This window comes from Alphaproteobacteria bacterium, from assembly GCA_025800285.1.
Taxonomy (GTDB): Bacteria; Pseudomonadota; Alphaproteobacteria; order JAOXRX01; family JAOXRX01; genus JAOXRX01.
On the sequence record JAOXRX010000019.1, the window covers coordinates 1 to 26,176 of the forward strand.

The window sequence follows — 26,176 nt, forward strand, 5'->3', positions numbered from 1 at the left end:
CAAATGTTTGAAGAAGCATCAAGCTTAACATCTCTTAATCTTAGCAATTGGAACACAAGCAATGTTATTAGGATGAACGATATGTTTAAGAATACATCAAGCTTAACATCTCTTGATCTTAGTAGCTGGGATACAAGTAATGTTATTGATATGTCTTCAATGTTCTATGGAGCTAGTAATTTAGCATCTCTTAACCTTAGTGGCTGGGTTATACATGACTCTCCTGCTTTAAATTACATTTTCCACGGTGCTACTAGTTTAACAAATATAACTTATTCTAAAAAAATGACTTCTATGGAATATGGAAAATTTTTATCATTTTTGTCTGACTCTTGGGCAATTTTAAAAGATAATGGGACATTGCACATTGGCTCTAACACTTGTTCAGATGCTACATGTTCATCAGCTAAAGCAACTTTAGAAGATAAGGGCTGGGTATTTAGTTCTAACTAATAAAGTTATTGATTGTTTAAAGAAGCTCCCTGTTTTGGGAGTTTTTTTATACCCTCTTATTTGCTTGTCATTCTGAACAAGGTGAAGAATCTTTTCACCATGCTATATTATTATATCGTCAATTCTGAGTGTAACGAAGAACCTTTTCATGCTTGTGGAATGTTAATTGATATCCAGTAACACGATGAGATTCTTCACTACCACATAAATGTGTTCGTTCAGAATGACGAGCTGGGGGAAATGGTAATGTCATTTTGAGCGACTGCAAGGAGTCGAAAAATCTTTTCATGCCTGTGGAATGTTAATTTACATCTAGTAGCACAATGAGATTTCCGCTTTCGCGGAATGACGAACAGATAATAAGTTTTTTTGTACTACCTTATATAAAATTATAATCATAAATATGTAAAAGACTTATAATAAGGTATTAAATTTTTATCTTTACATTCTGCTTATAAATTTATATATATAATATTGAAGTGTTATTAAAAGGAAAAAGATATGAAAATAATAGGGATAGATCCAGGATTACAGCATACGGGTTGGGGAGTTATAGAAATTAATGGTAATAAATTAACTCATATTGCTAATGGGACTATACACTCAACTAAAAGTGAAATCTTATCCCAAAGAATTAAAGAGATTTTTGTTGGTTTGCAAGAAGTAATATCTAAATATAATCCTGAGCAAGCTGCAGTTGAAGAGGTTTTTGTTAATATGAATCCTAATTCTACTCTTAAGCTTGGTCAAGCAAGAGGAGCTTGTTTATTAGCTCCTGCTATGAAGTGCATAGAAACAGTTGAGTACTCAACTACAATGGTTAAAAAATCTGTGGTTGGAACTGGTAGAGCAGATAAAAATCAAATTAAGATGATGGTTAAAATGCTGTTGGGTGGGTGTGAGTTAGACTCTGAGGATTCGGCGGATGCTTTAGCTGTTGCTATATGTCATTCTCATAATCATCAAACAAAAAGTAAAATAAAATAATGATTTAGCATTGTTTTTTTCTTAAAATAAACTTGAATCAAGCTTTATTTTGTGATAAAATAATCAAATGGAAAAAGCAGACAAAAACTTAAAATTGAAAAAGACTCCCTCTCAAGCTATAGATGAGTTCGGTATATTATCAGCTAGTAGAGAAATAAATAGGGATTGTTATGGCGGTGCTTTAATTGTAACAGAGGATTTATGTAGATTAGATTTAGATAATGTTAAAAATGAAGAAATTATAAGAGATTTAAACCTTTTGCAAAAGATGCCATATGGAAATGATACAAGAGAGGCGGTGCTTAAGTTAGCAGATAATTGTGGTTCTTATTATATAGAGGATTTTATTAAAACATATAAAACATTTAAAGACAAAAGAGATGCTAAAGATGTTTTTAGAGTGCTTTTAAATCATGTAGATGAACATGAGTTTAAAGATTTTATAAATATGGCTTCAGAGTTCCCTTTAATGAAAATTGATGATGAGTTCTTATATAAAGCACTGGATAAATGTTCAAATAGAAAGACTATTCCTTTTTTATATATTTGTGCTCTAAAAAATATATCAGTAGATGATGAAGATAAGTTCATAAATACTATAATTGATAAAACACATCCAGATTTTATTCATTTGCTTTCTGAAGATGTAGAAAAGTACTGTGGTGAAGTTAAAGATGATTATTTATTAAAAATGTTTGATAAATGCCCAGATGAAAGTGCTTGGAAATTTATAGATAATTCTTCTCATTATTGTATGACTAGAGAAGGAAATGTTGTTAAGTTTTCAAAAAGTTTATTATATTTATTATCTAATCTTAATAAAGAAAAAAAACTTAAAGGATTTAATAAAATTGTTAATGCTGTTGATTTAGTAGCTACTAAAAACCAGAAAAACGATGTTATGTCAACTGTTGTAGGGTTTATTGGTGATTGCAAACTTTCATATCTATATAAGAGCACTCCTGAATTGGCAAAAAATGTTTGCATGTTTTTAAATGAGCTAGAACAGAAACAAAAAAAAGCTAATATTAAAAATAATAGCTATTGTGAGAATAATACTTATGAATTAAATGCAAAATCTAAACTTAAGTCTAGCTATGAAGTTTTAACTTATTGCTTTAACTCTTGATTATAAGGTGTTTTTTTGCTATAATGATTATAGCGTGAATAATTATAGAAAGATTGAATAATGAAACACAGTTTACTAGTAACTTTAGCGAAAATATCTCCTGATAATTTTATACCTGCATTGGCAGAGCAGTGCCTAGATTTATCTGCTAGAGAAAATTCTAAGAGAATGTCTCCTGCAAATGCTAAATTTTTAATTAATAAATCGGTTCAAACTGGTTATCACAAGGAAGTTATTCGTGTCATTAATAAAGCAAAAAATCTGGAAACAAATGATGAAGTGCAAAGTTTGATTAAAAAAGCTTTGAGACCTAAGATTGATAGTGCTCATAAAGGTAAAAAAGCTCCCGTTGTTAAGGGTAAACAGCTTTTAATTGTGGGCTAATTCTCTAGATATTTAATACCTACATCTTGTTCAAAAAGATATAGTAAAATTCGTAAATCTTGACCTCTTTCTGATTTTAGATAGGGGTCAGTTTCTATTATAACTTTAGCATCTTGTCTAGCAATCATAAATAAATCTTTGTGTATGCTATAATCCGCAAATTTAAATTCAGGTATTCCGGATTGCCTTGTTCCTAATATTTCTCCACCACCTCTAATTGATAAATCTTCTTCCGCTATTAAGAACCCATCATTTGTTTTTCTCATGATTTCTAATCTTTTTCTGCCATCTATTGATATTGGATGAGAGTAAATCAAAATACATGTTGATTGTTTCTCACCACGGCCAACACGACCTCTTAATTGGTGTAACTGTGATAATCCAAATCTTTCGGAGTGCTCAATAATCATGATGCTGGCATTTTTTACATCAACTCCAACCTCAATTACAGTTGTTGCAACTAAAATTCTAGTAATGCCCTTAGAGAACTTATCCATCGCATGTTTTTTTTCATCTGCTTTCATTTTACCATGAATTAATCCAACCTTATCTCCAAAGATTTTCTTTAAGCTATTGTATCTATCTGTAGCAGCAGCTAAATCTATTTTTTCAGACTCTTCAACTAAAGGGCAAACCCAATATATCTGTTCTCCTTCATTTATTTTGTCTTTTAAAGAATTAACTACATCATCAAGTTTATTGCTATTAATTACTACGGTATTTATGTCTTTTCTATTTGCAGGCTTTTCACCTAATATTGATATGTCCATGTCTCCATATAAAGTAAGAGTAAGAGTTCTTGGGATTGGGGTTGCAGACATAACTAAACAATCTAATTTCTCACCTTTTTCTGCTAGCATCATTCTTTGATGAACTCCAAAACGGTGTTGTTCATCTATTACAGCTAGTCCCAAGTTATAAAACTCTACTGATTCTTGGAATAAGGCATGAGTACCTATGATTATTTTAGCTTCTCCATTATTAATTTTATGAAGTTTTTCTTCTCTGCTTTTACCTTTGTGCTTTCCTGTTAATATTTCAACTTCAATATTTAGATTTTTACAGAACTTGTTTATAGTTTCATAGTGTTGAGTTGCTAATATTTCTGTTGGAGCCATTATGCAGGACTGAAAACCTGAACTACAAGTATTGATGCAAGCAAATAAGGATACTATGGTTTTACCAGATCCGACATCTCCTTGTAATAACCTCATCATTTTATGAGGTGATTTCATATCAATAAATATATCTTTGATTGCTCTTTCTTGAGCTTCAGTTAAAGAGAATGGGAGATCTTGAATAAGTTTTTGTAATACATTACCTCTCTCTAAGTCGAATTTTTTCCTTTGGGCTTGTTCTCTTTGACTCTCCCCTTGCAGGAGAGGGTTAGGGAGAGGGGCTTTAGTCGATTTGAAATCTAATCCTTCTCCTCCTTGTCCTATGCTAATTCCTTTTTTCTCTTTTGAAAATTTCCTCACATAAGCTAAAGCTAATTGCATTGATAACACCTCATCATAAGCTAATCGGTCTTTAAATAGTGAATTATCTATAATATCTTCTTTGCTAGTTGGACTGTGAAGTTTTAGTATGCTTTCTTTCCAAGATAGCCACTTTTGTTTTGCCATAAAGTGTTCATCATTCCATTCTGCCAAATCAGGAACTTTATCTAAACATTTATCAATAGCTTTACCTATCATTTTCCTAGATAGTCCTGCCGTTAGAGGGTAAACTGCTTCAACTTTTTGAACTTTATATTTGTTCTCAACTTTTTCTATAAAATCAGGGTGTGTCATTTGTAAAGAATTATTGAATTTTTCAATGGTTCCACTTATAACTCTTTTTTCTCCAACTGGAAGCTGACTCTTAATCCAATCTTTTCTAGGTTTGAAAAATTTTACACTTATGAATCCTGTTTCATCTTTGCAAAATACAGAGTAAACTTTTCTGTATCTGTCATTAGGGTCGTGGCTAATTATTTCAACTTCAAGAGTACATATTTGCCCCTCAATAACATCTTTTATTTTTGGAGAAAATGTCCTATCTATTACATTAGAAGGTTTTAAAAATAATAAATCTTTAAGTCTGTTGTTTCCTAATAATTTTTTAATGTATAGGCTAGTTTTACTGCCTATGCCTGGTAAAGTTTCAACAGAAACAAATAATGGGTTTAAAATACTATCTCTCATAAGATTAAATTAACTCAAATTAATTTAATAATCAAGAGTTTATTTAAAGTAACAAAATAGTTCTTTAGGTTTAGCCATTTTAATTGGCTGTACAGGTCTTATTTTTTTATCTTTCTTACTTTTTTCAATTATTTGTAAGGCTTCGTCTATCCCTAAAGTGAAATAGTCATCATTGTTTGCAGATTTTAAACCTATATGTTTATAAAAACCTTTTGCCTCTTCTAAAGACCAAAAAGTAATTGTGTCGCTTTTATGGTTTTTTGCTGCTTTACAAAAATCTTTTAGAATGTTTTTCCCTATGTTTTTAGAGCACCTATAGTTTTCTTTTACAAATATATAGCTTAAGTAAGATATACTTGGGTGGACAGATTCTTCAGGGAAAGCATACCCTATTAACTTATTGTTTTCCATTGCTGTTATAACAAAAGCAACTTCAGTTTTCCCCTTTGCACAGTTTCTCAGTGCATAGGTGTGTTTCATTTTAGAATCTTTAACAATTGTTTTAAATGTTTCCAAGATTTTATCTTTGTTTGTTATGGTTTTGTATGTTATTTCGTGCATTGTCTTATTAACTTTATTTCTTTAGGTTTGTTGTTTGATAAAAGTTTAGGTCTAGAAATATGTGTTAGATATTTAGCATTTGCATAAATTGTTTCAATATCCCCTTCAAATACTGAATCGTATTCGCTTTCTCTTTCAAATCCTAGTCTTTCATAAAATGGTTCTCCTTCTGGGGAGGATGTTAGTATAATTCTAGAGAAGCCTTCATCTAATGCATGTTCGCATAACTCTTTTATTAGGGTTGTTCCAATTTTTTCTCTTTTATAATCTTGATTTACATTAATTCTTTCTAAGAAAATAGTATTATTATCTTGGTAGTCTTTATATGCCACTAAAAAACCAGCTTCTTCAATGTCTTCATCTAGAGCTATAATAGCATGATTTATGTTGTCTGTATATTTGGTGATTTCAGAGCTAAATATATCAGGGTGAATATCAAATATTTCTTCTAAGTTTTCTGCTGTGTGAGTGTTTATTTTGGACATATCTACTTTCTTTTTTTCAGTGTTATGTTTAATGGTTTCGCTATTCTTATCTTTTATTATTTGATATTTCATATCTATTAGATTCCTAAACTGTTGCTTTTGATTGTTGCGATAAACTTGATTGGTTTTTAGTAGAAATTTTGTCTATCTTTGGCCTGTTTTTATATAGTATATCTTCTATACTGTCTTCAAAAATATATATTTCATTTTCTTTTTGTTTTATTTTTAATTTATCATAAAAATAAATGGGTTCTTGTAAAGAGTTTATAGTTATGGTTTTATATCCCATTTTTTTAGCTTCTTTACAAAAATTAATCATTAGGTTTGTTCCTGTTTTTTCGGGTTTTTGTTGAAAATTTGTTCCTGATGCAATCCAGGCTAGATATATTGCTCCAGGCTTGCGACCTTTTTTTTCTGATCCCATAGCACAGCCACATATTCTACCTTCATGAGTTGCTATTATACATAGTTTTGTAATGTCAGCTTTTATAAAATTATCCCCATGGCTTATTTCTATAGCCTTTTGAATAATCTTTTTATCTGTTGTAACTTTGTATTTTATTTTTCTCATGTTTTATACCGGTGATAATGTTGTTGATTGTTTTTTTCTTCTTCTCAAAAAATCTTCTATAGAGTCTCTAAAATGATTTTTTCTACCTGAGGTTTTTTTTACTTTTAGATTTTTATAAAAAGGCATTGCTTCTGATAATGAATTTAGAGATATACTATTATAGCCTAATCTCTTTGCTTCTTGGCAAAAGCTAGTTAATAAGTTTGTGCCAACAGCCTCTTTTCGTTCCTGAAACCCTGAATAAGATGCCATCCATGCCAAGTGTATTTCTCCTGATTTGTTATTTTTTTGTTCTCTTCCTAAAGCACATCCGCATATTTTATCTTCGTGAGTTGCAATTATGCAAATTTTTGTAATATCGCTTGTTATATATGGTTCTGCATAATTTTCGTGGATAACTTTTTTAATAATCTTTTTATCTGTTGTAACTTTGTATTTTATTTTTCTCACTTTTTTACCTTATAATAATTCAACAACTTAGGGGTAATATATCACAAAATAACAATAAAAACAATCAAAATCTTGATTTTATTATAGTTTTTTTAATATTTCGAGCTTGGTTTAGTACTTTTTTTAAAAAACTAGACAAAAAGCTTTTTTTGTAGTAATAATTTACTTCTAGATTAATAAAAAAAGGAAGACAAAAATGAAAAACAAAACACTTAACGAAGTTAGAAAAGCTTATTTAGACTTTTTTGAATCAAAACAGCATACGATTGTTAAGTCTTCCGCCACAATTCCAGATAACGATCCTACTCTTATGTTTACTGTAGCTGGTATGGTGCAGTTTAAAGATGTTCTTACAGGAAAAGAAAAAAGAGATTATGTTCGTGCAGCTTCTTGCCAAAAATGTGTAAGAGCAGGAGGAAAGCATAATGATTTAGAAAATGTTGGATATACTGCTAGACATCATACTTTTTTTGAAATGCTTGGTAACTGGTCTTTTGGAGATTATTTTAAAAAAGAAGCAATAGAGTGGAGTTATGAATTTTTAACAAAAGTTCTTGGTTTGGATGAAGATAAACTTATTGCGACTGTTTATCATACAGATGAAGAGTCATACAAAATTTGGAAAGAGCTAACAGGTTGGGGTGATGATAAAATTATCCGTATAGATACAAAAGATAACTTCTGGGAAATGGGAGATACAGGGCCTTGTGGACCTTGTACAGAAATATTTTATGATAATGGCCCTGATGTATGGGGTGGTAAGCCGGGAACTCCAGAAGAAGATGGAGATAGGTATATCGAAATTTGGAACAATGTATTTATGGAGTTCGAAAGATTAGAAGATGGATCTTTAATTCCTCTGCCGATGAAGAATGTTGATACAGGAATGGGATTAGAGAGAATTTCTGCGATTTTACAAGGTTCATATAATAATTTCGAAGTTGATTTATTCTTAAACTTAATTAAAGATATAGAAGAAAAAGTAGGAGTAAAGGCTGAAGGGGATGCTTTATTCTCATGTAGAATTATTGCGGATCATTTAAGGTGTGCATCATTCCTAATTGCTGATGGAGTATTACCTTCAAATGAAGGTAGAGGTTATGTTCTTCGTCGTATTATGAGAAGAGCTATGAGGCATGCTCATATTTTAGGATGTAAAGAGCCTTTAATGTACAAGTTATTCCCAGCATTATTAAAAGAAATGGGAGAGGCTTATCCAGAACTAGGTAGAGCAGAAAGCTTAATTGTTCAAACTCTAGAATTAGAAGAAAAGAATTTTAAGAGAACTCTTGATAAAGGGTTGTCTATGTTATCAGATGAATCTGCTAAGCTTCCAGAAAATGGAGTTCTTTCGGGAGATATAGCTTTTAAACTATATGATACTTATGGTTTCCCAATGGATTTAACACAAGATATTTTAAAAGCAGAAAATAAAACGGTTGATGTAGAGGGCTTTGAGAAATCTATGGAAGATCAGAAAGAAAAAGCTCGTGCATCTTGGAAAGGTTCTGGGGATGCTGCAAAATCTAAAATATGGTTTGACTTAAAAGATAAATGTGGAGCAACGGATTTCTTAGGGTATAAGGCATTATCTGCAGAGGCTAAAGTATTGGCTGTTGTTGAAGAGAATAATAATACATATATGATAACAAATCAAACTCCGTTTTATGGTGAGTCAGGTGGTCAAATTGGTGATACTGGAATTATAGAAAATGATAATTTTAAAGCAAAAGTATTAGATACTACAAAAGAGTTTGGAGATTTATTTATTCATCATATTGAAATCATAGAGGGTTCTGTAAAAGAAGGTAATGTGGTAAATATGCATGTAGATAAGGCTCATCGCGATTCAGTTAGAGCAAATCATTCTGCTACTCACTTAGTTCAAAAAGCTCTTCAAGATATATTGGGAGATCATGTAAATCAAAAAGGTTCCTATGTTACAGCTGAAAGACTGAGATTTGACTATTCATCTCCATCAGCTTTATCTAAAGAAGATATGATTAAAGTTGAAAAGTTAGTTAACGAAAAAATTCGTGAAAATGGAGAGGTGGTTACTAAGCTTATGTCGTCTGAAGAGGCTTTTGAATCAGGTGCTATGGCTTTATTCGGCGAAAAGTATGGTGATGAAGTAAGAGTTGTATCTATGATTTCTGAAAATGATGGATTCTATTCAATGGAACTATGTGGGGGGACTCATGTAGATAGAACAGGTGATATAGGGTGCTTTAAAATTATATCTGATTCATCTGTGGCCTCTGGTGTTAGAAGAATTGAAGCTATTACAGGCTATAAGGTGTTTGAAAGATTTTATAAGAATGAAGATGCCCTAGAAGATGATAATGCAGAGCTAGTTAAGAAAAACAAAAAACTAGAAAAAGAAATAGAGCAGTTAAAACAAAAAGTTGCTATGGGTGGAGGAATGTCATCTAATGAAGCAAAAGAGATTAATGGCATTAAATTTATAGCTAAAAAGTTGTCAGGTGTTGAGGCTAAATCTTTAAAACCAATGGCTGAAGAATTAAGAGGCGATGGTGTCGCATTGTTAATTGCTGAGAATGAAGGAAAGGTGTCAGTTGTTGTAGCAGTAAATAAAGGCTTAACAGATAAGATTGATGCTGTTTCTCTAGTTAGAAAAGCTTCTGAAGTGTTAGAAGGAAAAGGCGGAGGAGGTCGTCCTGATATGGCTCAAGCAGGAGGTGTTAATTTTGCTAAAGCAGATGAGGCGATTTCTGAAGTGGAAAGTATGTTATAAATTATAAAAAAGAGGAGTTAAATCCTCTTTTTTTATTTATATTCAGATGTTTATTTTTGCTTGCATATTGTTAAATAACATGTTAAGTAAATGTATTACATTGTAAAAACATAAGGAGTATTTATTATGAAACAAAATATATTATTATTATTCTGTGGTGGAACAATTAGTATGCATGCTGATGATGGTGGTAAGCTGGATACTACTCATAATGATGATCATAAACAGATGTTGAGGCTTGCTCCAAGAATAGATAGTCTTGCTAATTTAACTACTAAATTTATAATAAATGAAGACTCTTCTGATATGGATAAAACTGTTTGGGAAAAAGTTACAACAGCTATTGAAGAAGAATATGATAAGTATGATGGTTTTATCATAACTACTGGTACAGATACAATGGCTTATTTATCTAGTGCATTAGCTTTTTCTTTAAGAGATATAGGTAAGCCAGTTGCTATTACAGGTGCTCAAATACCTTTAGAGGAAATAAGAACAGATGCTAAGATAAACTTAATTAATGTAGCTTTAGTTGCTTGTATGAATCTATCAGGTGTGTTTGTAGTGTTTGGTGATAAGATTATTAAAGGTGCAAGAGCTCAAAAGTATTCAGATATTGCAATAAATGCATTTAGTTCATGTAATCAAGAGGACTTTGGTACTACAACGAAGGTTTTCTCTGATATAGACCTTTTACATCCAAATCATGTTAAGAGACATTTTAAAGCACCTAAAATTAAAAATGGGTTCAATGATAATATTGTTTGTATACATAATACTCCAGGATTAAACCCTAGATATGTTGATGAATTAATATATGGAGGTGTTGAGGCTATTATATTTAGAACATTTGGTACAGGTAATATACCAGAGGTTTTACATCCAAGTCTTTTAAAAGCAAAAGAAAAAAGAATACCTGTGATTGTTGTTTCTCAATGTCCTGAAGGGACTACAGTTATGAGTAAATATAGCTTAGGTAAAAAAGCTGTGGATTTGGGTGCAATTGAAGCCTATGATATGTCTATAGAAGCTGCGACTACTAAGTGTATGTGGATGCTAGGACAAAGAGTTTCTTATGAAAACTTTAAAGAAATATTCCAAACTAATTTAGTTGGAGAATTGGATAAAAAAATTGCTCAATGTATAATGGGCAGCGGAAGCAAATCAACAGGGGAGTTGTTAGAAGGTTTGATAAAAATGAAGGGTAAAAAAACATATGATATTTGATAAAGTAGAAAATTTCGGGTTGTATAAGAACTGTCATAAAGAGTTCTATCAAGTTGAAAAGTTCTTAAAAGAAGTTTCTGAAGATATCGAGCCTGGTAGATATGAACTTGAAAATGGAGTTTATGTTAATGTGGATTTAACAAATACCAGATACGAAGGACCTTTAGAGGCTCATAAAAAATATATTGATATTCAGGTTGGTTTAACAGGAGAAGAAATTATAGAATATGCTAATATCTCAGGATTGGAAATATACAAGGAAGATATTTCAAGACCAGAAGATGATTTGTATTTCTATAATACTCCATCAAAAACTTCATTCTTGATAGATAAAAATCACTTTGCTGTGTTCTTCCCAGAGGACTTACATAAGCCTTTATTGGTGGTAGATAACAGAATGACGGAAATCAAGAAATTAGTTTTCAAAATTCCAGTGGAAAAATAAAAAATAGATTTTAAGTTCATTTTATGTGATTATTCGAGCCCCAGCTTTTAGCTGGGGTTTTCGCTCATGTGCTTTTATGTACACTTCACTCAAAAATAATTCACCTAAAATAAGCTTAAAATCTATTTTTTATTTAGGGGCTTTTTCATAATCTAAAATTTTTTAAAATCTATTTTTCTTTTCGGATCATCCTGAACAAAGTGAAGAATCTTTTCACCATGATATATTATTATATCGTCATTCTGAGTGTAACGAAGAATCTTTTCATGCTTGTGGAATGTTAATTTACATCCAGTAGCACAATGAGATTCTTCACTACCACATAGCTGTGTTCGTTCAGAATGACAGGCTGAGGAAATGATATTGTCATTTTGAGCGACTGTAAGGAGTCGAAAAATCTACTCATCATGCTATTTTATTATATAGTCATTCTGAATGTAACGAAGAATCTTTTCATGCTTGTGGAATGTTAATTTACATCCAGTAGCACAATGAGATTCTTCACTACCACATAGCTGTGTCCGTTCAGAATGACGACAAATAGAAAGTTTGGCACTGCTTTAACACGGTTAGATTCTTCTTCGCTCCGTTCACCAGAATGACAAAGTAGGGGGAGTGAATGAAAGAGCAGGGAGCGGGAATAACTAATTAAAAAAAGTGGGAATTACAATAAAGAGTTTAGAGGGGTTATAATATAATATATTTTCTTGCATTATTGTATTTATTAATTTATTATACATCCTATGTTTATATTTAGAAGATTTTTTAGAAGAAAGCACTTACATATAGATTTAACAGAAGGGTCTATTCGTAAGCATTTGTTTAATTTGTCATATCCTATGGCTTTAGGTATTATGGCTCTTATGACTTTTAACCTAGTTGATACATTTTTCATATCTTTCTTAGGAGAAGAGGCTCTTGCCGCTATTGGTTTCACATTTCCAATTGTTATGATTATGATAGGGACTTTTATCGGGTTGGGAGTTGGAAATAATGTTCTTGTGAGTAGAGCATTTGGAATGCATAATCACAATAAAGCTGCGAGATATATAACAGATGGTATAGCATTGAGTTTACTTATTGTTATAGTAATGTCTTCTTTAGGAGTTTTCTTTATGAAAGACATATTTCATTTTATGGGTGTCCCTGAAGAATTAATGGGCATGGTTTCATCTTATATGTTCCCATGGTTTTTAGGTCTTGCTTTTATGGGACTTCCTATTATGACTGATAAATCATTATCTGCAATGGGGGATACAAAAACTCCAGCTAAAATAATGATTATATCATCTATTATAAATATAATTTTAGATCCTTTACTAATATTTGGTATCGGTCCTTTTCCTGAAATGGGAATAGCTGGTGCTTCTTGGGCTACAGTTATAGGAAGAGTGTTTGGAACTTTTGCTATATTATATGTCTTGAATAAAAGAAATTTAATATCTATTATTCCTGATAAATTTTTAAAAGAGATGTTTAAGTCTTGGAAAGATATGCTAAAAATATCTGTTCCAACTTCCATAAATACAATACTAGTGCAATTTATTATTATGATGTTTAATAAAGTAATGGCTGGTTATGGTCTTGCTTTAATTGCAGGTTTTGGTGTTGCTGTTAAAATTGAGGCTTTTGCAGCTATAGCTTTATTAGCTGTTGGTGAATCTATGCCTGCTTTTATAGGGCAAAATTTTGGGGCGAGGAGACACAAAAGAATAGTTTCTGCTCTTAACTATAATGCATATTTTGCTATAATTTGGTCTGTATTATGCTTAGCTATATATCATTGTTTTGGAGAGCTAATAATATCTATATTTACTCGCGATGAGATTATAGTTAGATTTGCTATTATATACTTAATTTTAACAAGTGCTTCATATTCTGGTGTTGAATTAATGTATGCATCTCATTCATTGTTTAACTCTATAGATAAATCTAGGTATTCCGTATTCTTTAGTGTTTTTCAGACTGTATCAATAATAGCCTCAATATATTTAGGTTCTCATTTATATGGAGCAATAGGTGGTATATTAGGATTGGTTCTCTCAAGAATTGTTGTGGGATACTTAGAATTTTTCTATGCAAAAATTCTATTGATGCAAGATGCTGATACAGAAAGATTCCCTTATATCAAACCACATTTCATTAAACTCTATGTTTTAAAAAAGTTTAGGAAAATATTTTATTAATCAAAATGTTAGTGATTTTTGTTATTTTTTTATTAATGATGACAACAGGTTAGATTGATTATAATAATAAAATTGATTTTTTTGCTTTTTTCTATTGAGTTTTTTTAAGTTATATGGTATATATAATGTGTAAAGAAGAGATGTATTTATAGAGAGGTATATGTATATGGCTAATAAAAAATCTTTTAAAAAAGGTGATTTCGTTGTTTACCCTGCTCATGGTGTTGGAGAGATTAATGGTGTTGAAAAAATGCAAATCTCAGATCAGGAAGTAGAATTATATTCAGTAACATTTTCTAAAGATAAGTTGACTTTAAAACTTCCAAAACATAGAGTCGAAGAAGCGGGACTAAGAAACTTGTTATCACATGAAGATTTTGATGATGCTATTGAAACTTTAAAAGGTAAAGCTAAAATTAAGCGAATTATGTGGGCAAAAAGAGCTCAAGAATATAAGACAAAAATTGAATCAGGATGTCAAGTAATGGTAGCAGAAGTGCTTAGAGATTTAAGCAGAAACTGCTCCATTTTACCAACAGCTGAAGATCAGTCTTATTCGGAAAGAAAATTCTACAAATATGCTTTAGATAGATTTGCTTCTGAGTACTCTATAGTAAAGAATGTTTCTCATTCCGAGGCTGTTGAGCAAATAGAGCAAATTATTGCATCTAAGGTAAAAGAAAACGGTAATTCAAAAGATAAAGAAGAAACAGCTGTTGCTTAATCTTATGAAAAGAATTTCATTTATATTTTTGGTTTTAATATTTTTGGCTAATCCTGTATTAGCCAAAACTGTTAAGCCAAGTAAAAAACCAACACAGCCTTTTAAAATAAAGGCTCCTTTTTTGTTATTGAAGGATATTCCTGAAATAAAGGCAATGCAACTTAGCAATAGAGATGCAAAAAACTATGCAACTGTTTTTGAATTACAAAAGCATGGCGATTGGCATCAGGCAGATAAATTTATAACTGATATAAATGATAAATCTATTATGGGGCATGTTTTGTATCAACGATATATGCACCCGAATAAGTATATAAGTTCTTTCTTTGAGTTAAAAACATGGCTTTATACTTATAATGATTTACCAAATGCTGATAATATTTATGATTTAGCAATGAAAAAGAAACCTAAGGGACAGCTTTTATCAATAGATCCATCTAATCATCAATATATAACTCCAGGCATAGTTGAAAACTATGGGTGTTTTGTTAGTGATTACAGACATGCAAGATGGAGAAGTCCTGATAATTGGAAAAAAGTTAAATCTTTTAATAAAGAGATTAAGAGCAAGTTAAGAAGAACAATGCCAACACGAGCGATAGAAAGAATGAAGACTTCATCCGTTGCTAAAGATATTTTAGATAAAGTTGAATATGATTTACTTCAAACAAACATTGCTTCTGCATATTTATATGTTGGTAAGACTGAATTAGCATTAGAGTATGCAAAAAAATCAATAGAAAGATCAAAAGATGATGTTGATGAGGCTTATTGGGTAGCTGGACTTGCTTCATGGAAACTTAATAAATTAGAAGATGCTATAGACTTTTTTGATAAGCTTTATAACATAGAAGACTGTGATCCATGGAAGAGAACAGCAGCAGCTTACTGGAATGCTAGAATGTATAAGACTTTGGGGAAAAATAGAAAGCATAAAACATGGTTGTATAATGCTATGAAATTCCCAGCAACATTTTATGGGCAGTTAGCTACTTATGAAGCAGAAGAAGAGTTGGATTTAAATTTAAATATTCCTGAATTTACAGCAGACGATTTTAAAATTATTGCTAATAATAATTCTGGTAGGAGAGCTATATATTTAATTAATGCAGGGCAATTTGATTTAGCTGAAAAAGAATTAATGGGTATAGATTTAAGATCAAATAAAGAATTAGAGAAAGCAGTTTTTGCATTAGTATCTTATACAAATATGGCACAAATGTCTCTAGTATTAGGAAGTTCATTAAAACCAGATAGTGATAGGTATGATAGATATGATTATGCTATTTATCCAGTGCCTTCTTGGGCTCCTAAAGGAGGGTTTGAGCTTGATCCTGCAATAGTTTATGCTTTTATTAAACAAGAGTCTAGGTTCGATCCTAATGCTGTTAGTTCCTCAGGAGCAAGAGGGCTAATGCAAATAATGCCTAATACAGCTAAACATATTACAGGCAAACCTTATGATAAAGATTACTATAAGGATCAATTATTTAATCCTGAGAACAATATAAAATTAGGAGAACAGTATTTAGAAGAGCTTCTAAGAGATAAGGGAGTAAAAAACTCTCTTGTTATGCTCCCTGTAGCTTATAATTCTGGACCTGGTACATTAAGAATGTGGTTGGAGAATATGCATTTCGAAGATGATCCCTTATTATTTATTGAAACAATACCTTATAAAGAAACAAGAGTGTTTGTTAAAAAAGTGTTAGCTAATTACTGGATTTATCAAAAGCTATTAGGAGAAGATAATACTTCTGCTAAGGAGATAATACAAGGTAAGTGGCCTCTCCTAAAAAAATAGATTTTAATTAAATTTTATTTTTACAAAAAAGCCCCCTCAAGTACTACTGTGTACTACACGGGGGCTTTTTCATAATTTAAAATTTTTTAAAATCTATTTTTCTTTTCTATGTCATTATCGCCTTTTTCTCGTCATTCTGAACAAAGTGAAGAATCTTTTCATGCTTGTGTAATGTGAATTTATATCCAGTAGCATAATGAGATTCTTCTTCGCTCCGCTCATCAGAATGACGAGCTGGGGATACGGCAGTGTGTATTTTCTTTTCTCGTCATTTTGAGCGACTATAAGGAGTCGAAAAATCTTTTCATGCCTGAGGAATGTTAATTAATATCCAGTAACACAAAGAGATTCTTCACTACCACACAAGTGTGTCCGTTCAGAATGACGACAAATAGAAAGTTTAGCACTGCTTTAACACAAGAAGATTCTTCTTCGCTCTGCTCATCGGAATGACAAAGTAGGAGGAGAGAATGACGGTGTGGGAGAAAATATACTAAATCTAAAGCATAAAAAAATTATTATTCAACACCTAAATGCTATTTTTCTTTTTTTACACTAGGGACTGAAGATGTAGTTTTTTTCTTAATCTTTTTAGTGCGATTATTTTTGTCAACTTTAGTGATTTTTTCACCTTTTAAAATCTTGTCTATTTCTTCACCTGATAAAGTCTCGTGTTCTAGAAGCCCTTGAGCAATAATTTCAAGTTTATCTTTATTGTTTGATAATAACTTTGTAGCTTCTTTAAAAGCTTTGTCAACAATCTTCTTGATTTCCACATCAACTTTTCTAGCTGTTTCATCAGACATATTTTTTTCTTTAGCAACGGCCATACCTAAGAATACTTCTTGTTGGTCAGCTCCAAGAGCTATAGGTCCTAATTCACTCATTCCCCATTCTTTAACCATACGGCTAGCCATATTTGTAGCGGCTTTAATGTCAGCAGAGGCTCCAGTTGTAACCTTTCTAGCACCAAAGATCATTTCTTCAGCTACTCTACCACCCATGGCTACTACTAGGTCAGCTTCCAATGTCGCAAGAGATACAGAAACTTTATCTTTCTCTGGTAATCTCATAACCATACCTAAAGCTCTTCCTCTAGGTACAATAGTTGCTTTATGAATAGGATCTGAATCTGGCAATAAGTGAGCTAATAAAGCATGTCCACCTTCATGATATGCGGTGAGTTTTCTTTCTTCTTCAGAGAATGATAGAGTTCTTCTTTCTGATCCCATCATAACTTTATCTTTAGCATCTTCTAATTCACTCATGCCAACAACTCTACGATTTCTTCTTGCCGCTAATAAAGCTCCTTCGTTAACGATATTTGCTAAATCAGCACCTGAGAAGCCAGGAGTTCCTCTTGCTATTACCTTAGCATCAACATCGGCAGCTAAAGGAACTTTCTTCATGTGAACCTTTAGAATTTCTTCCCTACCTAAAATATCAGGGTTTGGAACTACAATTTGTCTATCAAATCTGCCTGGTCTTAATAGGGCAGGGTCTAAAACATCAGGTCTATTTGTTGCAGCTACTATTATAACTCCATTATTATCTTCAAAGCCATCCATTTCAACTAATAATTGGTTAAGAGTTTGTTCTCTTTCATCATTACCTCCGCCAAGACCAGCACCTCTGTGACGACCTACAGCATCGATTTCATCTATGAATATTATGCAAGGAGCATTCTTTTTACCTTTTTCAAACATATCTCTAACACGAGATGCTCCAACCCCTACGAACATCTCTACAAAATCTGATCCAGAAATAGAGAAGAATGGAACTTTAGCTTCTCCAGCAACAGCTCTTGCTAATAAAGTCTTACCTGTACCTGGAGGGCCCATAAGTAAGCATCCTCTAGGTATTTTACCACCAAGTCTTGAGAATTTTAGAGGGTTCTTTAAGAACTCTATAATTTCTGTTAAGTCTTCTTTTGCCTCGTTAACTCCAGCAACATCTTTAAATGTTATAGGGTTTTTATTTTCTGTTAGAAGTTTTGCCTTTGATGAACCAAAACTAAAAGCTTTGCCTCCACCAGCACTCATTTTTTTCATAAAAAATACCCAGAAAGCTATAAATAATAGCATAGGAAGTAAGGAAATTAATATACTGCTAAGTGTAGGAGAATTATCAACAGGCTTACCTTGTATTACTATGTTAGAATCTTTTATATCTGCTACCGCATCTGTGTTTGCAGGAATATAGGTATAAAACTTAGCACCGTTAGAGTTTTCTCCAAAAATATCACTTCCAACAATTGTTATTTCAGATACTGAACCTTGTTGTGATTGATTGATAAAGTCAGAGTAAGGTATTTCAGGATAAGCTAATTTTTTAGCTTTTTCTTCTGTGCTTGAGAATATAGAGAATAATACTATAATCATTATTGCCCATATTATTAAGTTTTTAAAATTGTTTGGTTTTTTAGGTTGCATTTTTTTATTGTTATTTTTATTTTCTGGCATATTTTTCTCCCGGTTTATATATACTATATATAGTATATCTTAGTAAAGAATACAATAGTAAATAAGAAGTTTTTTACTCTTTAGTGATGATGATTTTTCCACGGCTAGTTTTTATAAAGCATTTTCTAAGAGTTGAGCCTTTGTTTTCACTCAGCTTATTAATAACATTTTCTATAGATTTTCTTTTGCAAGAATACTTGCCCTTATAAAAATTATCCATACATTTTTGTAATAAACGAATTTTAATCTCTTTTTCAAGTGCAAAGAAATCTTTTTTGTTTAATGTTAATTTATCACTTTTTTCTGTGACTAAGTTAGCAAACTCTTTGTTTGCTATATTTATTAAAGCTGTGCTTTCATCTATAGCTCTTTCTCTAGCTAGTAGAATCTCATCTGTTAGAAGGTTTTTGTTTTTCATGTAAGTGCAAAGTTTGCGAATCTTATTTCTTTCAAATTTATCACTTTTATTTGATTTATCTTCTTTCCATTTTATTTTAAATGTTTTGCAAATGTCTATGATTTCTTGCTTTGATAAATACAGAAGAGGGCGAATGATTTTAATTCCTTGTTCTTCTCTTATTGAGGGGATCCCACATAGCCCATCAACTCCAGATCCCTTGAAAAACCTCATTAATAATGTTTCAATTTGGTCATCTTTATGATGAGCTGTAGCTAAATAATCAATTTTTAATTTTTTGCACTCTTTAAACATGAGCTCATATCTTTTTTTACGAGCTGTTTCTTCAATTTTAGTTTTAGGCTTTTTACCATCCCAGTTTAAAATTTCATGGACATAACCCATTTTAGAAAGAGTACTATGTACGAATTCAGCTTCTTTTTTAGAGCTTTTTCTTAATTTATGATCAACTGTATATGCATATAGATCTATAGGAAGATGCTTTGCAAACTCTGCTATTAAGAATGCTAGAGCCATACTGTCAGCTCCACCTGATACAGCAACTGCTATTTTTTTTGGTAATTTGTTTTTCGTAGTCCTAAATAAGTTTTCTTCAAAAGTGTTATTTAGAGCATTTAAGTTTATTTTGTTCATTTTTCATTCTATTAGCAATAGTTTTTGGCAATGGAGAGTAGTTTTTTTCTAATTCTGCTAGAGTTAAGCATGCATCACTTGTTCTGCCAATTGCTCCTAAAGTAATTCCGAGTTTTAAAAGATTATCAGTTGCTTTTTGAGACTTGTTATATTTTTTATAACCAACAGCAAATTGTTTCATTGCTTCTTCCATGTTACCTCTTACATAAAATGTTTCTGATAACCAGTATTGAGCATTCCCTGCTAATTTATGTTCTGGATTTTTAGTTATAAACTCAGCAAAAGCTTTTTCAGCTTTTTCGAAATCTTTTAACTTTAATAGTTCAAAAGCTTTACTGTATTGTTTTTCTGGAGATAGCTCCTCTTTTACAGAATCTGTTTTTTTGAAAGCTGATAAATCTAACTCTTTTTTAGCTTTTTTAACTTCAATAGTTTTTTGTTTTTCCATTTCATTAAGTCTAAAGTCTATATCTTTTTGGACTTTTTCCATTTGAGTTTTTAACTCATTTTGTTGATGAGTTAGAACTTCCATTTGACCTTTAGTCTTTCTAAGGTTTTCTTCAAGAGAAGATAATCTAATCTCAAAATCTGCTATTTGAGCTTTTCCTATGTCCATTGATTGAGAACTTTTAGATAGAGGGCTAACTCCATTGCTATAAACTTCTTTGTTTAATATTCTTAAGTCTTTTTCAACTCTATTTAATCTATTTTCTATAGTGTTACCAGAATAAGTATTTGCAGCTGATGTAATACTTACACTTGAAATTAAACAAATTCCAGCAATAACATATTTTATTTTAGACATATTTTTATCTCTCTTTTAGTTTATTCTTAATAAAGGATTGTAACAGCTCTTCTGTTTTTGCCCCAAGCTTTTTCTGATGAGTCTAATATCATAGGTCTTTCTTTACCATAAGAAATTGTTTTTATTCTTGATTCATCAATCCCTAGAGCAACTAGATAAGCTTGTGTTTTAGCAGCTCTTCTAGCTCCTAAAGCAAGATTGTATTCTCTTGTTCCTCTTTCATCACAATGACCTTCTAACATGATTTTTGTTGTAGGGTTTATTTCTAACCAAGCAGCTTGATCTTGTAGAGTTTGTCTAGCTGTTTCGTTTAACTCTGAGCTATCAAAATCAAAGAAAACAATGTTAACAACATCTGTCATAAATGCAATGTTAGCATCTGCATCTGGCTCATAATTTTCTAACTCTTCAGATGATATTTCATCATTATTAGTTGCTTCTGTATTAGCTTCTTCAGTTTCACTATAACCATCGATGTTACTCATTTCTTCAAGCTTAGCTGTTTTGTTTGATGAGCAAGCTGATATTGATAATAGTAAAACTAATGTAAATAATTTTGTAAATTTTTTCATAACTTAAGTTCTCCTTCTTATATGTTATATATATATGTATAAAGATTAAATACTATTTTGTAAATAAAATTTTTAATTTTTTTAAATTTTTTATTTACTTTTTTTGTTTTTAAATGTTATATTGAGTTGAAAATAACAGGTATGAAGGTGATTAACATGAAAATAAAAATTAATAAGTTTTCTATTATACTTTTAATAGTTTTAGTAGTTGCTAGTATATTGGTTGGTTTATTTATAAAATCAGATGTGTTTAAGAGCAATATGAAGGGTGCTTATATTTCTAGTTGTCAAGAATCAATACCTTCTAGTATTCCAATGTCAGACTTAGATTTATATGATGCATGTTACTGCTCATATGACAAGATACATGCAATGCTTGGAGATGAAAAAACAGAAGATTTTGTAAAAGTTGTTTTAGAGAAAGATGCTTCAAAAACTAATGAGTTTTTGAAAAAGAATAAAGTTAATGTAGTTGAGTTTGATTCTTACTTCTTAAGCTGTTTTTAGATTAATATAATATTTTACATATACTTAATAAATTTTTCCATAATTTTTTTCCTACCGGATTTGTCAAAGATTATATCTAATTTATCACCATCTTTTCTTATTACCATTCCCATGCCGAATTTTTTATGAAATACTCTTTTAGATAGTTTGTTAGAATCAATTTTTGTTTGTTTTGTGATGTTTTTGAAAGAGTAATCTTTAGATTCTACTTTTGAATAACTATTGCTTCCACCAAAAACCGATATTTTTTCTATATTTTTTTCACTTAGTTCCTTTAAGAATCTTGATGGAGCAGGGTTTGAATACTGTCCGAACATAAACCTTGAGGAAGCATGCAGTATGTATAAGTATTGTTTTGCTCTGGTTATTCCAACATGAGCAAGTCTTCTTTCCTCTTCAATTCCACCCTCATCTATACTTCTTGGAGAAGGGAAAAATCCTTCTTCCCAACCTGGTAAAAACACAGCATCAAACTCTAATCCTTTAGCTTTATGTAAGGTCATTAAAGATACTTTATTTTGATTGTTGTTTTCTTGGTTCTCCATAACAAGAGAAACATGCTCAAGAAATTCTTGCAAATTATCAAAAGTTTCTATTGCAGTTATTAATTCGTTAAGGTTTTCAACTCTACCTTTAGATTCTAAAGATTTATCCTCTTTTAAAGCTCCTAAGTATCCTGATTGACTTAAAACATTTTTAAGAAGAATAGGGTGTTTGATTTGAGAGGCTTCTTCTCGCCAGTAATAGAACATTTTCATGACGGCTTCGAGTTTATTCTTTACCCCCGAGCTAATTATATCAGTGTAAACTATCTTTTCTATAGCCTCAAACATTGACATTTCATTTTCTCTGGCAAATATATTTATCTTCTGGATTGTAGCATCTCCAATACCTCTTTTAGGAGTGTTTATAATTCTTTGTAAGGCCATGTTATCAGAAGGTTGATTTATTACTCTTAAGTATGCTATCGCATCACGAATTTCTTTTCTCTCATAGAAACGAGCCCCACCAATTATTTTATAAGGTATTCCTTGTTGAATTAAGACTTCTTCAAATTCTCTTGTTTGAGCTGCAGTTCTAACTAATACAGCCATTTCATTGTATGAAACTGCATTTGATTTTAACTTATCTATTTCCTTAACTACATTTTGAGCCTCTTGTCTGCCATCCCAAGAATTAATTACTTTAATCTTTTCTCCTGGTCCTTTAGATGTTCTTAATGTTTTTCCTAATCTGGTAGCATTTTTAGCTATTAAACAAGAAGCTGCTTCAAGAATATGACCCGTTGATCTATAGTTTTCTTCAAGCCTAACTGTTTTTGCATTTGGAAAATCTTTTTCGAATTTTAATATGTTGCCAACTTCTGCGCCTCTCCAGCCATATATAGATTGATCATCGTCTCCTACACAACAAATATTCTTGTGTTTTTGAGTTAGGATTCTTAACCATAAATATTGAGCTATATTCGTATCCTGATATTCATCTACTAATATATATTTAAATCTTTCTTGATATGTTTTTAAAACCTCAGGAAAGCTTTGAAATATTTGTAGGTTATACATTAAAAAGTCTCCAAAATCACAAGCATTTGAGATTTTTAATCTAGTTTGATACTCTTTGTATATACCCATTATACTTGTATCATCTACATCATGAATAGATATTTTATCTGAAGATATAGCTTTGTTTTTGAATCCTTCAATAGCCCCAGCTATTAATTTAGGAGGATATTTTTTGTCATCAATTTTTTTATCTTTTAAAATCTGTTTTATTAGTCTTAATTGGTCAGAAGCATCAATAATTGTGAAGTCTCTTTTAAATCCTATTAAATCTATGTGTCTTCTTAAAATTTTTACAGCCAAAGAGTGAAATGTTCCAATCATCCATCCTTCAACAGAAGGAATGTTTAGAGTTGCAGCGACTCTCTCTTTCATTTCAATAGAAGCTTTATTTGTAAATGTAACTGCCATTATTTCATGTGAGTTACATTTTCCTTGATAAAGTATGTGAGCTATTCTGGTTGTTAGAACTCTGGTTTTACCTGTTCCAGCACCAGCTAGAACCAATAGAGGTCCTTCAGTTTGCTCTACAGCTTCTCTTTGTTCAGGGTTTAATTTATCTAAATATGAAAACATAAGAAAAGTTATATATTACTATTAAAAAATAGTCAATTAAAATAAAGCTCTCTTTTTTATAAGAGAGCTTTATTAGGTGTTATAATTAAAAATTACATTGTTTCTTCTAATTTTTCTCTAATAGCTTTTTCAAACCCTTCAATAGAAAACTCTCCATTGTATAAATCAGTTTCTATAAGGATTGTTGGAGTTCCTTTTAATCCAATTAAAGAAGCAGCCATTCTGTTGTCCATTAGTATTTCAACAACTTTTTCACTGTTTGTCATTTCAATTAGTTCATTTGGATCTAATTCAATTTCTGCAGCTATAGCTCTAAACACTTCTTCATTTAGAGGTCCTTCTTTTTTCATAAGAGCAAAACTAAACTCTTCGTATTTGCCTAATAGTCCAGCTGCAACAGATGCTTTAGCAGCTTCAACAGATGACTCACTTAGAATTGGCATGTCTTTCATATAAATTTTTACATTTGGATTTTTCTTTACAAGTTCTTTCAAGATATTTGCAGCTTTTTTACAGTATCCACAGTTGTAGTCAAAAAACTCAACTAACTTTATTTCAGCATCAGGATTACCGATAACAAAAGAATTTTCAGTATAAATTTTATCTGCATTTTCTTTAATTTGAGATTTGATTAAATCCTCTTGCTCTTGCATCATTTTAACTTTATAGTTTTCTAGAGATTCTATAATTACATTTGGGTTTTCTAAGATAAATTTAGATATTTCTTCTTTATTTATTTTAGATTCTATTGTAGGGATAGAGCCTATAGACTTATTGTTTATCATCTTGTTTTGCACATAGTTGTAACCGCTAAGAGCAGCAATAGCTAAAATTGCAATTGTAGATATTGTGTTTTTCATTATATTTTCTCCTCATTATTTAGTTTTTGATTGTTTCTCTATGAAACTTACAATATCTTTGCACCTTTGGCAAGTCTTTTGTTTTTCTTTTAATATATTTTCTGCTCTTTTAGAGTTAAATTTAGCCTTTATAAAATCTCTTGTTAATAAATCAGCTTCTGCTTGAGATAATCTGAATAAAGCTTCATTACCTTGTTTCTTATATGTCTTTGCTAATAACTTCCAAGAGGTTAAAGAGTTTTTTTCTATTCGTAAGCTTTCATTTAACAGATCAATTATTTGATTATCATATAACGGGTTATTGGATTCTGACATCGCTTTAGCTAATTCTATTTTTATTAGAGCTGAATTAACCTTTTTATTAGCTTCTTTATAGGCTAATATTGATTTATTAATTTGTCCGCTATTTCTCAAAATTTCTCCTTTTAGCTCATGTAGATAAGGGTTGTTTTTTTGCTCTGTTATTAGAATATCTATTATTTCTATCGCTTTCTCGGTGTTTCCAGTTTTATAGTTAGCAATTACTAAAGAATAACTATCTATAAAATTATTTGGTTGTTTTATTTTAGACAAGACTTTTCTAGGGTTTAAGAAGCTATAAATTTTATTTTTTATTATATCAAACTTAACTCTATCTAATTTTTTGCTTTTTTTATTGGAGCTTGCTGTTCTGTTTTTAATTATCTCTATTCTATTTTTTGATAAGGGATGAGTTCTTAGGTACTCAGCTTGAGAGCTTTCTGGTAATAAAGAATTTTTCTCCAATTTTTCCATAAAACTTAATAATCCTTTAGAGGATATATTATTTTTTTCTAGATACCTTATGGCATTAGAGTCCGCAACAGATTCTTGAGTTCTAGAATAGTGAAGCAATCCTCTTTTGCTTGTTTCTGTTCCTCCTGCTAAAATGGCTGTCCCCGCTTGACTGTTTTTACTTCCTAAGCCAACTACGGTAGCTAATAGCAATGAGTAAAGGACATTATTCTTAGAGTTTTCAACTTGCGAATGTATTCTTGCTAAATGTCCTCCAGCAATATGAGCTGTTTCATGTGCTATTACTCCTATTAATTCTTCAGGGGTTTCACACATTTCAATTAAGCCAGTATGAATAAAAATATTCATGCCTCCAGCTACAAATGCATTTGGACTTTCATCTTCTATTAAAAATATTGTAATATCACTAGGGTTAAGTATTGCAGCTTTGAATATATCTCTAGAATATGATTTTATGTAGGCTTCAATCTCAGCATCTCTTATTACTGTTTTAGCATAAGAGGTGCTAATGCTAGTAGTTGTTAAGCAGAATAAGCTCAAAACAGTAACTACTAAGACTTTTTTGATTTTATTAAATAAAAACATATTTTTTTAATAAATCCTTTGCTTTTTTCCCTTACTATGCTAACTATATATTAGTTATAAATTTAAATCAAGGAGAGA

Annotated in this window: 23 protein-coding genes; 11 read left to right on the forward strand and 12 right to left on the reverse strand. The window is 30.9% G+C overall.

Features of this window, described 5'->3' with window-relative positions; genetic code table 11:
- The 4 genes from OIF36_00110 to OIF36_00125 all read left to right on the forward strand — a co-directional run.
- Positions 1-453 (forward strand): BspA family leucine-rich repeat surface protein (locus OIF36_00110; protein MCV6598874.1); only part of this gene is annotated, 453 nt, incomplete at its 5' end.
- Between the two features lie 501 nt (positions 454-954).
- Positions 955-1,440, forward strand: a complete 486-nt coding sequence (ruvC, locus tag OIF36_00115) for a crossover junction endodeoxyribonuclease RuvC (protein MCV6598875.1) — start codon at positions 955-957, stop codon at positions 1,438-1,440.
- A 67-nt stretch (positions 1,441-1,507) separates the two neighbouring features.
- A complete protein-coding gene (locus OIF36_00120; protein MCV6598876.1) occupies positions 1,508-2,569 on the forward strand; it encodes a hypothetical protein in 1,062 nt (353 codons plus the stop codon).
- Between the two features lie 60 nt (positions 2,570-2,629).
- Entirely contained in the window at positions 2,630-2,953 is a 324-nt protein-coding gene (locus OIF36_00125; GenBank protein ID MCV6598877.1) for a hypothetical protein, read from the forward strand.
- On the opposite strand, the gene recG is transcribed toward OIF36_00125, so the two are convergent.
- The 5 genes from recG to OIF36_00150 are packed head-to-tail and all read right to left on the reverse strand — an operon-like array spanning position 2,950 to position 7,206.
- On the reverse strand, positions 2,950-5,139 hold the full coding sequence (gene recG, locus OIF36_00130; protein ID MCV6598878.1) for an ATP-dependent DNA helicase RecG: 2,190 nt from the start codon (positions 5,137-5,139) through the stop codon (positions 2,950-2,952). The two genes, OIF36_00125 and recG, sit on opposite strands and share 4 nt — an antisense overlap.
- A gap of 39 nt (positions 5,140-5,178) precedes the next feature.
- Positions 5,179-5,700 carry a GNAT family N-acetyltransferase gene (locus OIF36_00135; GenBank protein ID MCV6598879.1) on the reverse strand — a complete coding sequence of 174 codons (522 nt, stop codon included), beginning with the start codon at positions 5,698-5,700 and terminating at the stop codon, positions 5,179-5,181.
- The gene (locus OIF36_00140) at positions 5,688-6,257 is read right to left on the reverse strand and encodes a GNAT family N-acetyltransferase (GenBank protein MCV6598880.1); all 570 of its coding nucleotides are present in this window, start codon (positions 6,255-6,257) and stop codon (positions 5,688-5,690) included. The genes OIF36_00135 and OIF36_00140 overlap by 13 nt, the downstream gene beginning before the upstream one ends.
- Positions 6,258-6,270: 13 nt before the next feature.
- A complete protein-coding gene (locus OIF36_00145) occupies positions 6,271-6,756 on the reverse strand; it encodes a GNAT family N-acetyltransferase (protein MCV6598881.1) in 486 nt (161 codons plus the stop codon).
- Between the two features lie 3 nt (positions 6,757-6,759).
- Positions 6,760-7,206: a GNAT family N-acetyltransferase gene (locus OIF36_00150; GenBank protein ID MCV6598882.1), complete on the reverse strand. Its 447-nt coding sequence runs from the start codon at positions 7,204-7,206 to the stop codon at positions 6,760-6,762.
- 196 nt (positions 7,207-7,402) lie between these two features.
- On the opposite strand from OIF36_00150, the gene alaS reads away from it, so the two are divergent.
- The 6 genes from alaS to OIF36_00180 all read left to right on the forward strand — a co-directional run bounded on the left by alaS (position 7,403) and on the right by OIF36_00180 (position 16,347).
- Entirely contained in the window at positions 7,403-9,961 is a 2,559-nt protein-coding gene (gene alaS, locus OIF36_00155; GenBank protein MCV6598883.1) for an alanine--tRNA ligase, read from the forward strand.
- A 126-nt stretch (positions 9,962-10,087) separates the two neighbouring features.
- Positions 10,088-11,188, forward strand: a complete 1,101-nt coding sequence (locus OIF36_00160) for an asparaginase (protein MCV6598884.1) — start codon at positions 10,088-10,090, stop codon at positions 11,186-11,188.
- The gene (locus OIF36_00165) at positions 11,178-11,633 is read left to right on the forward strand and encodes a YhcH/YjgK/YiaL family protein (GenBank protein MCV6598885.1); all 456 of its coding nucleotides are present in this window, start codon (positions 11,178-11,180) and stop codon (positions 11,631-11,633) included. The genes OIF36_00160 and OIF36_00165 overlap by 11 nt, the downstream gene beginning before the upstream one ends.
- Before the next feature lie 743 nt (positions 11,634-12,376).
- Complete coding sequence (locus OIF36_00170) at positions 12,377-13,819, forward strand: MATE family efflux transporter (protein ID MCV6598886.1); 1,443 nt, start codon at positions 12,377-12,379, stop codon at positions 13,817-13,819.
- Between the two features lie 166 nt (positions 13,820-13,985).
- Complete coding sequence (locus tag OIF36_00175) at positions 13,986-14,543, forward strand: CarD family transcriptional regulator (protein ID MCV6598887.1); 558 nt, start codon at positions 13,986-13,988, stop codon at positions 14,541-14,543.
- Between the two features lie 4 nt (positions 14,544-14,547).
- Positions 14,548-16,347, forward strand: coding sequence for a transglycosylase SLT domain-containing protein (locus tag OIF36_00180; protein ID MCV6598888.1), 1,800 nt, complete (start codon positions 14,548-14,550; stop codon positions 16,345-16,347).
- Between the two features lie 536 nt (positions 16,348-16,883).
- On the opposite strand, the gene ftsH is transcribed toward OIF36_00180, so the two are convergent.
- The 4 genes from ftsH to pal form a co-directional block, all read right to left on the reverse strand.
- On the reverse strand, positions 16,884-18,779 hold the full coding sequence (ftsH, locus tag OIF36_00185; protein MCV6598889.1) for an ATP-dependent zinc metalloprotease FtsH: 1,896 nt from the start codon (positions 18,777-18,779) through the stop codon (positions 16,884-16,886).
- Positions 18,780-18,882: 103 nt separating this feature from the next.
- Positions 18,883-19,860, reverse strand: coding sequence for a tRNA lysidine(34) synthetase TilS (gene tilS, locus OIF36_00190; protein ID MCV6598890.1), 978 nt, complete (start codon positions 19,858-19,860; stop codon positions 18,883-18,885).
- Complete coding sequence (gene ybgF, locus OIF36_00195; protein MCV6598891.1) at positions 19,829-20,665, reverse strand: tol-pal system protein YbgF; 837 nt, start codon at positions 20,663-20,665, stop codon at positions 19,829-19,831. The genes tilS and ybgF overlap by 32 nt, the downstream gene beginning before the upstream one ends.
- Before the next feature lie 26 nt (positions 20,666-20,691).
- The gene (gene pal / locus OIF36_00200; GenBank protein ID MCV6598892.1) at positions 20,692-21,237 is read right to left on the reverse strand and encodes a peptidoglycan-associated lipoprotein Pal; all 546 of its coding nucleotides are present in this window, start codon (positions 21,235-21,237) and stop codon (positions 20,692-20,694) included.
- A gap of 156 nt (positions 21,238-21,393) precedes the next feature.
- Between pal and OIF36_00205 the strand changes: the two genes are divergently transcribed.
- Positions 21,394-21,744, forward strand: a complete 351-nt coding sequence (locus OIF36_00205) for a hypothetical protein (GenBank protein ID MCV6598893.1) — start codon at positions 21,394-21,396, stop codon at positions 21,742-21,744.
- A 14-nt stretch (positions 21,745-21,758) separates the two neighbouring features.
- On the opposite strand, the gene OIF36_00210 is transcribed toward OIF36_00205, so the two are convergent.
- The 3 genes from OIF36_00210 to OIF36_00220 all read right to left on the reverse strand — a co-directional run bounded on the left by OIF36_00210 (position 21,759) and on the right by OIF36_00220 (position 26,098).
- Positions 21,759-23,879, reverse strand: coding sequence for a UvrD-helicase domain-containing protein (locus OIF36_00210; protein MCV6598894.1), 2,121 nt, complete (start codon positions 23,877-23,879; stop codon positions 21,759-21,761).
- A gap of 92 nt (positions 23,880-23,971) precedes the next feature.
- Positions 23,972-24,739 (reverse strand): DsbA family protein, encoded by a 768-nt coding sequence (locus tag OIF36_00215; protein MCV6598895.1) that lies wholly within the window; start codon positions 24,737-24,739, stop codon positions 23,972-23,974.
- 15 nt (positions 24,740-24,754) lie between these two features.
- The gene (locus OIF36_00220; protein ID MCV6598896.1) at positions 24,755-26,098 is read right to left on the reverse strand and encodes a M48 family metalloprotease; all 1,344 of its coding nucleotides are present in this window, start codon (positions 26,096-26,098) and stop codon (positions 24,755-24,757) included.
- Between the last annotated feature and the right edge of the window lie 78 nt (positions 26,099-26,176).